Source organism: Floridaenema flaviceps BLCC-F50 (genome assembly GCF_041929275.2).
GTDB lineage: Bacteria > Cyanobacteriota > Cyanobacteriia > Cyanobacteriales > Aerosakkonemataceae > Floridanema > Floridanema flaviceps.
Map to the genome: position 1 here is coordinate 945,050 of NZ_JBHFNR020000002.1, position 13,157 is coordinate 958,206.

Annotated in this window: 10 protein-coding genes; 1 reads left to right on the forward strand and 9 read right to left on the reverse strand. The window is 38.5% G+C overall.

Features of this window, described 5'->3' with window-relative positions:
* Positions 1-14 precede the first annotated feature (14 nt).
* The gene (locus tag ACE1CI_RS24300; protein WP_413261199.1) at positions 15-1,064 is read right to left on the reverse strand and encodes a CAP domain-containing protein; all 1,050 of its coding nucleotides are present in this window, start codon (positions 1,062-1,064) and stop codon (positions 15-17) included.
* Positions 1,065-1,271: 207 nt separating this feature from the next.
* Between ACE1CI_RS24300 and ACE1CI_RS24305 the strand changes: the two genes are divergently transcribed.
* Positions 1,272-4,874, forward strand: coding sequence for a WD40 domain-containing protein (locus ACE1CI_RS24305; RefSeq protein WP_496615773.1), 3,603 nt, complete (start codon positions 1,272-1,274; stop codon positions 4,872-4,874).
* A gap of 14 nt (positions 4,875-4,888) precedes the next feature.
* Here ACE1CI_RS24305 and ureC read toward each other — a convergent pair whose 3' ends face one another.
* The 8 genes from ureC to ACE1CI_RS24345 all read right to left on the reverse strand — a co-directional run bounded on the left by ureC (position 4,889) and on the right by ACE1CI_RS24345 (position 13,150).
* Positions 4,889-6,613: an urease subunit alpha gene (gene ureC / locus ACE1CI_RS24310; RefSeq protein WP_413261201.1), complete on the reverse strand. Its 1,725-nt coding sequence runs from the start codon at positions 6,611-6,613 to the stop codon at positions 4,889-4,891.
* A 9-nt stretch (positions 6,614-6,622) separates the two neighbouring features.
* Positions 6,623-7,159 carry a DUF1349 domain-containing protein gene (locus ACE1CI_RS24315; protein WP_413261202.1) on the reverse strand — a complete coding sequence of 179 codons (537 nt, stop codon included), beginning with the start codon at positions 7,157-7,159 and terminating at the stop codon, positions 6,623-6,625.
* A 43-nt stretch (positions 7,160-7,202) separates the two neighbouring features.
* A complete protein-coding gene (locus ACE1CI_RS24320) occupies positions 7,203-7,592 on the reverse strand; it encodes a response regulator transcription factor (RefSeq protein WP_413261203.1) in 390 nt (129 codons plus the stop codon).
* Positions 7,593-7,608: 16 nt separating this feature from the next.
* Positions 7,609-9,027 carry an adenylate/guanylate cyclase domain-containing protein gene (locus tag ACE1CI_RS24325; RefSeq protein WP_413261204.1) on the reverse strand — a complete coding sequence of 473 codons (1,419 nt, stop codon included), beginning with the start codon at positions 9,025-9,027 and terminating at the stop codon, positions 7,609-7,611.
* Entirely contained in the window at positions 9,014-11,434 is a 2,421-nt protein-coding gene (locus tag ACE1CI_RS24330) for a response regulator (protein WP_413261205.1), read from the reverse strand. The genes ACE1CI_RS24325 and ACE1CI_RS24330 overlap by 14 nt, the downstream gene beginning before the upstream one ends.
* Before the next feature lie 120 nt (positions 11,435-11,554).
* Positions 11,555-12,229: a Coq4 family protein gene (locus ACE1CI_RS24335; RefSeq protein ID WP_413261206.1), complete on the reverse strand. Its 675-nt coding sequence runs from the start codon at positions 12,227-12,229 to the stop codon at positions 11,555-11,557.
* Positions 12,230-12,253: 24 nt separating this feature from the next.
* A complete protein-coding gene (locus ACE1CI_RS24340) occupies positions 12,254-12,568 on the reverse strand; it encodes an urease subunit beta (protein ID WP_413261207.1) in 315 nt (104 codons plus the stop codon).
* 15 nt (positions 12,569-12,583) lie between these two features.
* Positions 12,584-13,150, reverse strand: coding sequence for a DJ-1/PfpI family protein (locus ACE1CI_RS24345; protein WP_413261208.1), 567 nt, complete (start codon positions 13,148-13,150; stop codon positions 12,584-12,586).
* Positions 13,151-13,157 lie beyond the last annotated feature (7 nt).

Sequence of the window (13,157 nt, forward strand, 5' to 3'; positions counted from 1 at the left end):
CTCAAAATCTAACTCTAAACCGAAACAAAATCATCAGCAGCAAGGGAAGTAATATTGACACCTGGTAATACTGCTAAAAGATTACCTGTACTAGCATTGATAATTTGCGCTTCTATTTGCCCATCTTTAACAAATTCATCAAATCCTTGTACAAAGCGAAGTTTACCGAAAGATAAATCACTAGTTAAGCCGATAAAGTCCTCGAAACCGTTGTAGTAAATAATGTCGGGTGCATCTTCTCTTAACACATAAGTATCTGTACCTGCACCACCAATTAATGTATCTGCACCCAAGTCTCCATAAAGGCGATCGTTTCCTGCTTCTCCCTGGACAATATCATTACCTTGACCACCATATACAGTGTCGTCTCCATCCCCACCAAAAACTTGATCGTTGCCCTTATTTCCATTTACATGAAAGTCATTTCCCGCACCACCAACAACAAAATCGTCTCCCTGTCCACCACAGACTAAATCGTTTCCTTCATCACCAAAAACGAAGTCGTTATCGATGTTGCCATTGAGATAATCATCTCCTGCTGCGCCTCTGATGGTGTCGTTACCTGCCGCTCCTAAAAGAGTATCATTTCCTGCACTACCTGTTAGTAAATCATTTCCTGGAGTGCCAATTATTAGTGGGTTCGTTGGGGTATCATTGAGCGGTGTAGCGAAATTTTGTGTCCAATAATGATGCCAGTTAACATTACCTGTATCATTTTCTAGAAAGTAATAACCAATGCCAATTTCTCGATAAGCAGGATTAAGAATGTTGGCACGGTGTCCGGGGCTGTTCATCCATCCTTCTACCGCTGCTTCTGGTGTGGTAGGACTGGCATAAATGTTTTCGGCTGCCTGTGAATATTGGTAGCCCGCAGCCTTGATGCGATCCCAAGGTTGGGAACCATCTAAACCTGTATGACTGTAAAAGTCTTGCAATGCCATATTTTGGCTGTGAGTTTGGGCGGCTTGCGCTAACAGAGGATTTGATGTTAGTGGTTGCAAACCATACTTACTGCGTTCAATGTTGGTCAGTTCTAAAACACGGTTGATAAAGTAACTATTCATAGAAAGTGGCAGGATTCTCAAAAAATTGTCAACAGATGAGAGTCGATTCACTAGTAGCATTTTAGACTACGCATCTATGTACAATTTCGTCTAATTTTCGGTTGTCCACCAGTGCATTTTTAGCTCAGCAAATTTCCGTAACATTACTATTGGCTCTGTTTTGCAGTGAGATAAAATTGACCTTGACAGGTTGTGTTCAGATGATATATGTCACCTACTCTCAAGGCTTCTAAAACAGGATTAGCTCAAGTTCAACAGGCTAGAAAAGAAAAGGGTTGGACTGTAGATAATCCAAGATGGTTAATAGAAGCTAGTAAAATTTTGTCGCCAGAAACCGATTGGGAAGCAGATAATTGTTATTATGCTCCTGGTTGTTCAGAAACTACTTGGAAACGTTTTTTAAGAGGAACGGCTATTGGAAGTGCTACTTTTAAAGCTTTTTGTCAAGTTTTAGAATTAAATTGGGAAGAAATTGTCGATCGCAATTTATTTACCAAAACCCCTTTGAATAAAGTTGTACCGCCAAAGCAGTTAATTACTAATCAACATGAAGATTGGGGAGATGCACCCGATGTTCCGGTTTTTTTTGGTAGAGAAACAGAATTAGCCACATTGAAAATATGGATTTTAGACGCTCGCTGTCGCTTAGTCGCTATTGTAGGCATGGGTGGAATTGGCAAAACTGATTTATCATTAATGCTAGCGCGATCGCTAGCAGCAGAGTTTGAGTATGTAATTTGGCGATCGCTACTCAACGCTCCCAAAATTTCCGAAATTATTACTGACTTAATTAAGTTTTTATCTAACCAAAGAAGCACTGATATACAAGATAATTTAGATAAGCAAATATCACTATTGTTGCAATATTTAAAATTCCATCGTTGTCTGTTAATTTTAGATAACACCGAAACTATACTAGAAGCTGGTGACTCAGCCGGAAAATACAAACAAGGATATGAAGAATACGGTCAACTATTTGAAAAAATTGCAACTGTTTCTCATCAAAGCTGTTTAATGCTAACTAGCAGGGAAAAAATTAATAAAATTGCCAGATTAGAAGGCTTGCATAAATCAGTTCGTTTTTTAGAGTTAAAAGGATTGCATCCAGGGGAAGGAAAGTCTATCTTTAAAGAAATTGGTGACTTCTCTGCTTCAGATCAGCAATGGCAAGAACTTATTGAATTTTACAATGGTCATCCTTTAGCATTAGAATTAACTGCACATCATATTCAAGATATTTTTGCTGGGAGTATTGCGGAATTTTTACAAGAAAAAAAAGTTGTATTTGCCGATTTACGGGAATTGTTAGAGTGGCACTTTGAGCGTTTATCAGATAGGGAAAAAGAAATAATTTACTGGTTAGCAATTCATCGAGAACCAGTTTCTCTAGCTGCCTTGAAAGATGATATAGTTTCGGTAATTGCTAGAGAAAGTCTGTGGGAAAATTTGCGATCGCTTCAGTCTAAAGTGCCACTGGAAAAAAGCGAGAATGGCAAATATTTTACCCTGCAACCTGTACTAATGGAATATATAACCGATCGATTTATATCGCGAGTTTGTGAACAAGTTAAAACTGGTGCATTTAATTTATTTAACAACCATGCTTTAATGTTAGCTAATAGTAAAGATTATGTTAGAGAAATTCAAATTAGAACTATTCTTAATCCCATCAAAACCAGACTCATTGAAATATTTAATTCTCCCATAAATTTAGAAGAAAATTTAAAATTTATTCTGGCTAACTTCCGAAAAAATTCTCCGCTTCAACCTGGATACACAGGCGGAAATGTTTTCAATTTATTGCGACAATTAAATACTAATTTAACAAATTACGATTTTTCCCATCTTACCCTTTGGCAAGCTAATTTTCAAGGAGTAAATTTACATAACATCAATTTTACCAATTCTGACCTAACCAAATCAGTCTTTACCCAATCTTTCGGAGGAATTCATGCTTTAGCATTCAGTCCTGATGGAAAAATGTTAGCAGTAGGTGACTCCAATGGTCAAATTCGTTTGTTAAGAATTGAGGATGAACAAACTATTACCACATTTCATAAACATGGATGGTGGACAGTATCCATTGCTTTTAGTTCTGATGGTGAAAAGTTAGTCAGTAGCAGTATTGATGGAACACTAAAACTTTGGGATGTGAAAACAGGCAAGTGTCTTCACAATTTAGTCGGACACACTAATTGGGTATGGACTGTCGCTTTTAGCCCTAATAATCAACTTATCGCTAGTGGTTGTAATGACAATACAATCAAAGTTTGGGATGCTAATACAGGGGAATGTCTGACAACTTTAACCGGACACAAAGGTTGGGTTTTATCTGTTATTTTTAGCCCAGATGGTCAAACGCTTATTAGTGGAAGTTACGATCGCACAATCAAGTTTTGGAATGTGGAAACAGGTAAATGTTTTCAGACTTTTACTGGACATGAAGATGCAATTTGGTCAGTTTCAATTAATCCAGATGGTAAAGCGATCGCTAGTTCTGGTTATGAGAAAACAATCCGATTATGGGATACTAAAACTGGTAGATGTTGGAAAATTTTAAAAGGACATAAAAAGGAAATTAAAACTGTTGCTTTTAGTGAGGATGGAAAAACTTTAGCCAGTGGTTGTTTTGCCGGAATTGTCAAATTTTGGGATGTGGAAACTGGTGAGTGTAAAGCAACGGGAAAAGGACATTATAGTGCAATTCGATCGCTTGCCTTCAACTGCGATAATCAAACAGTAGCAACGGGAGATAATGACCAAATTATTAAACTATGGAATGCACAATCAGGTAAATGTATTAAAACTTTTCAAGGATATACTAATTGGGTGTGGTCAGTGGCATTTAGTCCTAATGGTCAAACAATTGCTAGTAGCCATTTAGACCATACAGTGAGACTTTGGGATACAGAAACAGGAAAATGTCTGCAAACTTTTGTCGGACATACTGCTTGGATTTGGTCAGTGGCATTTAGTCCTGATGGTCAAACAATTGCTAGCAGTGGTGATGATGAAACTATCAGACTTTGGGATGTCAATAACGGTCAATTGCGTCTTACTTTGCAATATCCAACCCAGAAATATCAAGGAGGAATTTGGACTGTAGCATTTAGTCCTGATGGTATATTTTTAGCCAGTGGAGGTCAGGATAACAACATAAAAGTTTGGGATATTACAACTGGTAGTTATCGACTTTTAAAAGGACATCACAGTTGGATTATTGGTGTTACTTTTAGTCCGAATGGCAAAATTATAGCAACTGGCAGTAATGACCAGACAATAAAAATTTGGGATGTGACTACTGGACAATGCCTGCAAACTTTACAAGGACATACTAATAATGTGTTATCGGTGGCATTTAGTCCTGAAGGAAAATTCTTAATTAGTAGCAGTGAAGATCGTACTTTAAAAATTTGGAATCTTAGTACTGGAGAATGTCTAAAAACACTTGAAGGACATACAAATTCAGTATGGTCTGTGAAATTCTGTTCCAATGGTAAATTTATAGTTAGTGGCAGTTACGATCGTACTTTAAAACTGTGGGAAGTTAACACAGGAAATTGTTTGCATACTTGGCAAGAACATACTGATAAAGTTACATCGGTGGCTTTTAGTCCCAACAATCAGACTATAATTAGTGGGAGTTCAGATGGCACAATTAAGTTTTGGAATGTCCAAACAGATAAATGTTTAAAAACCTTGAGAGTGCCAAGACCTTATGAAGGAATGAACATTACAAAAGTTAAAGGTATAACTGATGGTCAGCAAGAAACATTGCGGGTTTTAGGTGCAGTGTGTGAGGAAAATTGAAACCGAAATTTCTGTTAAAACAAAAAGTATCGTTGCGCCATTGGTAAAACTGTGGCAGGTTCACAAGTTAATAACTCTCCATCTGCCCTAACTTGATAGGTCTCTGGATCGACTTCTATTTGCGGTAAAGCATCGTTTAATTTCAGATCTCGCTTGGTTATTTGGCGAGTTCCTGATACTGCGATCGCACTCTTTTGCAACTTCAACTGTGTGGGAATTTCTCTTTCTAATGCTGCTTGGGAAACAAAGGTGAAAGATGTTGCCGCGATCGCACCTCCAAAACTAGCAAACATCGGGCGAGTATGCACGGGTTGAGGTGTGGGAATGCTGGCGTTAGCATCTCCCATTTGAGCATAAGCGATCGCACCACCTTTAATCACTATCTCTGGTTTCACACCAAAAAATGCAGGTTTCCAAAGACACAAATCTGCTAATTTCCCTTCTTCTACCGAACCAACAAATTGAGCAATTCCGTGAGTAATTGCCGGATTAATAGTATACTTAGCTACATACCTCTTTACCCTGAAGTTGTCTGCTCTCTCCTGCATTTCTCCTTGTGATGTAGGGGAGAGAATTCCTCTTTGCACCTTCATTTTGTGGGCGGTTTGCCAAGTACGAATAATCACTTCCCCTACTCTTCCCATTGCTTGCGAGTCGGAGGAAATCATGCTAAATGCGCCCAAGTCGTGCAAAATGTCTTCAGCTGCGATCGTTTCCCGACGAATGCGCGACTCTGCAAAGGCGACATCTTCGGGGATGCTGGGCGAAAGGTGATGGCACACCATCAGCATATCTAAGTGTTCTTCCAAAGTGTTCAAAGTGTAAGGTCGAGTTGGGTTGGTGGAAGAAGGTAGCACATTTAACTCGCCGCACACTTTAATAATGTCTGGTGCGTGCCCTCCACCTGCGCCTTCGGTGTGGTAAGTGTGGATGGCACGATTTTTGAAGGCGGCGATCGTAGCTTCCACAAATCCGGCTTCATTGAGAGTGTCGGTATGAATTGCTACCTGTACGTCGAATCGATCGGCAACGCTGAGGCAGGTATCAATTGTTGCTGGTGTGGTTCCCCAATCTTCGTGCAGTTTTAATCCCATCACGCCTGCAAGTACTTGTTCTTCCAAACCTTCCGGCTTGCTGCTGTTACCTTTGCCCAAAAATCCCAAGTTGACAGGGAAGGCATCGGCGGCTTGCAACATTCGGTAAATATTCCAAGGCCCCGGAGTGCAGGTCGTAGCATTTGTACCAGTGGCGGGGCCAGTACCACCGCCGATCATTGTGGTTACGCCTGATGCGATCGCTGTCTCAATCTGTTGCGGGCAAATAAAATGGATGTGCGAATCAATACCACCTGCGGTCAGTATCATGCCTTCCCCGGCTAAAGCTTCGGTTCCGGGGCCAATAATAATATTTACATTGTCTTGAATATAGGGATTTCCGGCTTTACCAATTTTGTAAATTTTGCCATCTTTAATGCCAATATCTGCTTTAATAATGCCCCACCAATCGACGATTAAAGCATTAGTAATTACCAAATCAACGGCACCATCACTGTTAGAAATTGGCGATTGTCCCATGCCATCTCTGATTACTTTGCCGCCGCCAAATTTGACTTCATCGCCGTAGGTTGTCAAGTCTTGTTCTACTTCAATAAATAATTCTGTGTCGGCTAAACGGATGCGATCGCCCACAGTTGGCCCATAAGTTTCTGCATAAGCACGCCGATTCATTCTGTAACTCATAATCACTCCTCACAACTGACTAATTTTAAATTCTTCAAACTTAGTGGAAAAGCCATTTCCATCGGGAGAGGCACACATTAAACCCGCATTTACTGTTACTTTTGGGGTAAGATATGCCAATCGCAGCATTGTGTATTGTTCGCCATCGAAAGAGTATTTTACTTCGATCGCACTGCCACGCCGAATTACTTTAATCCAAATAGAAGCGGGATTTTCTAGCAATGGTACAACTGACCAATCGGAATAAGTTCTAGTAACAACAGCACTAATTTGTTGCACACCTTCAACAAATTCAATGCCACATTTTAACCAGTTAGCTTCATCCAAACGCACCATAATTCCCGCTTGATCGTATAAATCCCGGTACTCACCGCTAACTTTGACATCAACAACAAAGTCTCCTTGAATTGTTTGATAGAAAAAGTGACCATTGTCTCGGATAAAGCCATAATGAGTCTCGCGCCAAAAATCGGTTTTTGGTTTAGAAGTAACACTGATTGTATCACCTTGAATTTGCCAATTTTGTGGCTCGTTGTACCATTCCATAATTAAGTTTTGCTAATTAAACGTTATGAGCCTAATTGTATGGTTAGTTTGATGTTGAGAAACCTAAAATTTTTATAGACTTTTCCATAACTTCATCCGGGTCAAAGGGCTTGGTCATATAAAGATCTGCACCTACTTCATTTCCTTTTTGTTTATCAAACTCCTGACCTTTTGCCGTCAACATAATGATGTAAATATCCTGTCTACCCAATTCATTTTTAACGGTGTTACAAACTTCAAAACCATTCATTTTCGGCATCATCACATCTAAAAATACAAGGTCAGGTTTTTGTTCTTTGATAATCTCTAGGGCTTCCTCGCCATTGCTAGCAGTTAATATTTCCACCCCTTCATCTTCAAGATCTTCAAGAGTTTGTTCTAGTAAAAGCCTGATGTGAGGCTCATCATCAACAATCAATATTATTTTTTTCATAAATGTTTTATATTTTTTAATAAACTACTTCAAAAACTTTAATAGCTTCTTTTTTACCTTTGAGTTGTACAGTGCCAAATTCCTTAAATTCAAACAAATTTTCAGTAGCTTCATAGATGCTTTGGGTGATGAGTATCTGTTCACCTTTAGCGATCGATTGCAATCTAGATGCTATATTTACTTTATCTCCTATGGCTGTATAATCCATGTGTTGAGGAGAGCCAATGTTTCCCACAACTACCTCTCCTGAACTTAAGCCAATTCCTGTAATAAAATTCTTTCTAATCCAGGGAACTGAAATATTTTTAATTCGGTTTTGCATCTCAATTGCTGTTTCAATAGCCCGTCGTTCATTATCAACAAGTGTTGAGGGTGCGCCAAACATCGCCACAATCATATCTCCTACAAATTTGTTAACTGTGCCGCCTTGTTCAAATATAACCTCAACCATATTAGTTAAGTATTCATTCAAATATTCTACAATGGTTTCAGGTGCTAATTCTTCACATTTAGTTGTAAAATTTCTAATATCAGAAAAAAGAATTGAGATATTCTTGTTAGCTGGAGCTAAGGAAATATATCCTTTGCTCTCTAAAATAGCTTGAACAACTTGTGCGGGGATATATCGCTCTAGATTACTTTTAATTCGTTCTTCTTTTAGTTTATTTTCATGTAAGAGGGCGTTTTCGATCGCAGATGCAGCCTGAGATGCCACAGCAGTAAAAAGTTTTAAGTCATGGGCTGTATAATTAACTAATTCCTCATTACTGATAGTAAGTATTCCGAGTACTGCATCCTGTGTTTTGAGTGGAGCGCAAATTAAAGATTTTACTTGATTAGCACCCCTAACAAATCTCGGATCGGACTCTACATCATTAACTATCTCTGCTATTCCTGTTAAAAATATGTTTCCAGCTATGCCTTCACCAGGAAGCAAAATTGTTTTATGTTGATATTCCTTACCGCAGGCGGCAACGATTTCTAAATGTCCGGTTTTTTCCGAAAGCAGCATCGCTGATGCACTTGTTGATTTGATGATTTTTGTGGCTTCTTTAAGCGCTAATTTTGCAACTTCTTTGAGTACCAGACAAGCCGTAAATTTTTCGGAAATATTATAGAGAAGGTTGATTTCTTTATAATTATCTAAAGTTTCCCGCGCCAATATTTTTTTTTCTAATTCTTCATTAGCTAAGTAGCTGAGAAGTTGGGCAATTGTTGATGCTTTGTCATTGCCAACTACCCAGCCGATTATTTCTTTTTCGACTTCGACAGTTACAGGGTATTTATTAAATTCGCTATTACTTGCTTCACCCCATAATAAATTTCCGCCCCGATCTTGAATACTGATGGGAGTGCCTAAAGCTTGATTGATGTTACTTAAAATTACTGAAAACTGTTTTTTAAGAAGTAGCTTTTTGAGACTAACCTGAATCATGTTTTTTCCCGTTTGCTATAAAAAAGAATAGGACATTCTCCAAGCCCTTTTCAAATCGTAGTGTCTTAGCAAGATTGTGTTGCTTTGAAAGAATTGAATCTACAATAATCATATCAGGCTTGACTGAAATTGCTTTTTCAATACACTCCTCACCATTAAACGCTTCAACAACACTATAACCTTTAGCTTGCAAAACATCAGCTAGTATTTTCACGGTAGACGCATCTTCGTCAACTACTAAAACTTTTCTTTTAGAAGTTCCTTGAGACAGAAGTCTTTCAATATTAGTCAGCAGTTCTTCTGTATTGATCGGCTTGGTTAAGTAACTGTCAATTCCTAAACCATAACCTCTGTCTTTGTCCTCGACAATTGATAGGATAATAATGGGTACTTTGAAAGTTTTCGGATCGTTTTTAAGTACGGCAGCCACATCAAAGCCATTCATTGCAGGCATCATGACATCTAAGATAATTAAATCGGGAATTTCTTGTTTAACTTGCCTAATTGCATCTACACCATTTTGAGCTTCTTTGACACTATAACCTTCTGCTTCTAGCTGCTGTCTGAGCAATTCCCGAATCGGCGCTTCATCATCTACAACCAAAATAGTTTTTTGATGTTCGACGGAAGTGGGTGTGGAAGTTACAACATGATCTTTCAGTTGCTTGAGAAGGGTATTTATATCCGTTTTTAATAACTCACCTTCTGTTACAGAAGCAGTTGGTAACGTGAAGGAAAAGTTACTGCCTTTACCTAGTTCACTTTCTACCCAAATTCTGCCACCGTGATATTCTACAATTTGCTTGCAAATCGATAGTCCGAGTCCTGTACCTTTAGGTTTGTCTGTTAGGGTATCACCCACTTGTTTAAATTTTTCAAAGACTTGATTTTGGTCATCTGTGGCGATACCAATCCCAGTATCAATAATACTAATGATGACTTCTTTATTAGTTTTCTTAACTCGACAAATTATCGAACCTTCTGATGTAAATTTGACTGCATTAGAGATTAAATTAATGATGACTTGGATTAATCTGTCTTTGTCGGCTACTATCTGTGGAAGTTCAGGTTCGATATCTTGAATTAATTGCAATGGTTTTGTCAAAAATAAGGCTGATGTAGCAGCAGTTGCCTGTTCAATGATTTCCTTGAGCGAAACGGGTTCTAATTTCCATTCAATTTTTCCTGATTCTAATTTTGCTAGGTCAAGGACATCATTAATTAGGTTAGTTAATCTTTCTCCTTCAGAAACGATGATGTCAAGATTATCTTCGACTTGCTTGACTGTTTTTTGCACTTTTTTGTCTTCGGTTTTAACTTCAGGAAATACGACTGTCTCTAATTTCTTTTTAATAATTTTGGCAAATCCTAATACAGAAGTTAGAGGAGTTCTTAATTCGTGGGAGACAACAGATAAAAAATCCGATTTAGCACGATTGGCGATCTCTGCGCTTTCTTTCGCTTGTTGGAGTGCTTCTTCTGCTCGCTTGCGTTCAGCTATTTCGCTCTGTAAATCTTCGATCGCTTTTGTTAATTCAGATGTACGTTCTTCTACTCTAATCTCTAGTTCTTCTTTGGCTTTTTTCAGTTCCGTTGCTGCTTGCTTCTCTTGAGTAATATCCTCAATTGTTCCCACATAACCGATGAGTTCGCCTTGACCGGAAAATAGAGGAGATGACCTTAAATAAGTCCATCGAATTGTTCCCTCTTTTGACATAAAGCGACATTCATCAGAATATTCCCGACCTTGACGAGTATAGCTATACCAATCTGTTAATACACGATCGCGATCGTCTGGATGCACAAATTTTAACCATCCCTCTCCCAAACTTTCCTCTAGCGTAAAGCCACAAATTGCTTGACAACGGGGATTTGTATAGGTACAAAGTCCGGCAATATCTGTTTGGAAAATACCGACGGGTGAGCAAACACTTAAAGAGCGAAATCGTTCTTCACTTTCCTTAAGTTCGGCATTGATAGATACAAGTTGCAAAGTCTGTTGTTTAACCTGTTCTGTATTCTGGTAAAGGTCAACAAACGTCGCCACTTTTGATTTTAATATTGCCGGATTTATCGGCTTGAGTAAATAATCAACTGCACCGATAGAATAGCCTTTAAATATATTAGTTTCGTTGGTATTGTATGCTGTTTGAAAAATAATTGGAGTATGGCGCGATCGCTCTCTTTGTCGAATTAAGGTTGCTGTTTCAAATCCATCCATTTCCGGCATTTGCACATCGAGCAATATTACCGCAAAATCTTGATTTAGCAGCGACCTTAAAGCTTCCATACCCGAATTTGCTTTGACCAAATTCTGACCCAGAGGTTCTAGTATCGCTTCCAAAGCCAGCAGATTTTCTGCACGATCGTCCACTAAGAGAATATTTACTTTTAGGTCAGACTGCATATTTGAGATCTCAACACACGGGAAAAAGACGCGACTTACCCAAGCAAGCAGAAAGCAGAAGGTTGCGTTCCGTTTTGATTGGTAAAAAGTCAAGTGGGCATTTAGCCCACTCTAAACTTATTATGGAACATAAACAGGAGCCAATTCAACTCCTAATTCTTCCCGCCATTCTGCCACAGGTTTTTCCCAATTCTCTTCCCATTTTTGCGCCAGAAACGGTTTAGCTTTAGCTCCCATTCTATAGCCGACAGCAATGCGATCTAATAACATATTCAAATCTTCTGGAGAACTTAACAAAGTACGTAGTAACCCGCCAGCTAGTAATATAATTGACATTGGTCTACGAGTTTGGGCTAATTCAAATCCTTTTAATCCCAATTCCCCAATCACATCAGTTTTCATGCCTGTAATTATATGCCAAATATCATGGCTCTGGCGAATTCTTAAAAACACATAACTGACATCATCTACTACTTCAATTTTGCGGTAAAAGTTTGGATCGAAACCTGCTGCTGTGAGATAGGATGCGTATTCATATCCTAAAGATCCTTTGGGTAATTTTAGCAGTGCATCCATATCTGGTTGAGGCGCTAGATAACGTTCTTGAATGATTGCTGCTACCTCTGGTTTTGATTTGAGAAATTCTACAGATAATTGAGCAGCTTTAATGTTACGTAGACCTTCTTCAACATCGTAAATTGAATCAGTTTGTCCGGGATCTCTTAAAAGAGTAACTACTCCTTTTATCGTTTGTATGTAGTCAATATTGCGGCGTTGTCTATCTTTGAGAAACATAAAAAATCATCCGATTTACTAATTTTATGTTGTTGGTAGACTCCCATTAATTTTGGCGTTAAAACCGTATACTTCTCGACTTCCGACAAAGGGTACTAACACCACTTCTTTTTCGTCTCCGGGTTCAAAGCGTACTGCTGTACCCGCAGGAATATCAAGGCGCATTCCCTTAGTTTGTTCGCGGTCAAATTCTAGAAATTCATTTACTTCATAAAAGTGAAAATGTGAACCAACTTGAATTGGTCGATCGCCTCTATTTGCTACCAACATTCTTCGAGTATAACGACCTGCATTTAATTCAATTTCACCCTCTAGTGTGATCATTTCTCCGGGGATCATTTTATCCTCCTCAAATTAATAATTATTATGCGGGTAATCCATGCGTTGCCTGATTTGTTCTTTTACATCATAACCGCAGAATTTCTCACAGAGATAGAGTCCTAAATCAATTGATGAAGTCACACCTCTGGCGGTTATTACATCTCCTCGATCGACTATTCTTTGATCTACTACGGAAGCACAATATTTTTCTAGTTCAGCGAAAGCATTAGGATGAGTTGTGGCAGTTTTCCCGGCTAAAAATCCGGCTGCACCTAGCAGTAAAGAACCTGTACATACAGAAACTTTGTATTTACAAGGTGTTGCAGTTTGCAACCAAGAAATGAATTCTGCATCCTCAACTAATTTTCTAGTAACAACTGCACCGGGAACAATAATCATGTCATATTCTTGCAGAGATTCTTTAACTTTTGTCGGAATTAAACCTAGTCCGGTGTTATCCTTTACTTCTGGAGAATGGGAACAAATATCCCATTGCAAATCTGAGACAAATCCCATTGTTTTTAGTCGAGTAATTGGATCGTATACTCCAATAAAATCTAAAGTAGTTAATCCGTTGTAAATGATAAATGCAATCTTCATAGTTAGT